Genomic DNA, 394 nt, shown 5'->3' with positions numbered 1-394 from the left:
AAGGCGATTATTCAACTGTCTAAAACCTTGGGGATTGGATTGGTGGCCCAGGGCGTTGAATATCAGGAACAGGTGGCATTTTTACAGCAAAACGGCTGTCACATCATGCAGGGCTATCATTTCAGCCGGCCGTTGCCGGCCGCTGAATTTGAACGTCTACTGGCCGCTCAAGTTGGATCTGGCGCCTAGTTTAGGGCGAAATTTATCCACCCACATGGCTGTAGCCCCACAAATGGCCACCGGCATGACTAAAAAGTTAACAATGGGCACCATGGCGAATAATGTGACAGCAAGACCGAAAGAAAATGCCGTGCCTTTTGCTTCACCAAGTTGGTCACGCATCACTGGGAAAGGAACCTTATGATTGTCAAAAGGGTAGTCACAGTATTGGATC

At 49.0% G+C, this 394-nt stretch carries 2 protein-coding genes; one reads left to right on the top strand and one right to left on the bottom strand.

The window, feature by feature from the left end; genetic code table 11:
• A partial coding sequence (locus J0A66_RS21935) for an EAL domain-containing protein (RefSeq protein WP_206575964.1) occupies positions 1-189 on the top strand: 189 nt, incomplete at its 5' end.
• Here J0A66_RS21935 and J0A66_RS21930 read toward each other — a convergent pair.
• A partial coding sequence (locus tag J0A66_RS21930; RefSeq protein ID WP_338143941.1) for an EI24 domain-containing protein occupies positions 157-394 on the bottom strand: 238 nt, incomplete at its 5' end. The two genes, J0A66_RS21935 and J0A66_RS21930, sit on opposite strands and share 33 nt — an antisense overlap.

Origin of the sequence: Bowmanella dokdonensis (assembly GCF_017254865.1) — a bacterium.
Classification (GTDB): domain Bacteria; phylum Pseudomonadota; class Gammaproteobacteria; order Enterobacterales; family Alteromonadaceae; genus Bowmanella; species Bowmanella dokdonensis.
This window is presented reverse-complemented; position numbering and strand designations above follow the sequence as displayed.